The 412-nt window shown below is 54.6% G+C and carries 1 rRNA gene; it reads right to left on the bottom strand.

The window, feature by feature from the left end:
- Positions 1–412, bottom strand: a 23S ribosomal RNA gene (locus tag HMPREF2886_RS04550); the annotation flags it as partial.

Raw genomic sequence — 412 nt, forward strand, 5'->3', positions numbered from 1 at the left:
GAGGCAAGTTTCCCGCTTAGATGCTTTCAGCGGTTATCTTTTCCGAACATAGCTACCCGGCAATGCCACTGGCGTGACAACCGGAACACCAGAGGTTCGTCCACTCCGGTCCTCTCGTACTAGGAGCAGCCCCTCTCAAATCTCAAACGTCCACGGCAGATAGGGACCGAACTGTCTCACGACGTTCTAAACCCAGCTCGCGTACCACTTTAAATGGCGAACAGCCATACCCTTGGGACCGGCTTCAGCCCCAGGATGTGATGAGCCGACATCGAGGTGCCAAACACCGCCGTCGATATGAACTCTTGGGCGGTATCAGCCTGTTATCCCCGGAGTACCTTTTATCCGTTGAGCGATGGCCCTTCCATACAGAACCACCGGATCACTAAGACCTACTTTCGTACCTGCTCGA

The sequence above is a fragment of the Pseudomonas sp. HMSC066A08 genome (assembly GCF_001813025.1).
Lineage (GTDB): Bacteria > Pseudomonadota > Gammaproteobacteria > Pseudomonadales > Pseudomonadaceae > Pseudomonas > Pseudomonas aeruginosa.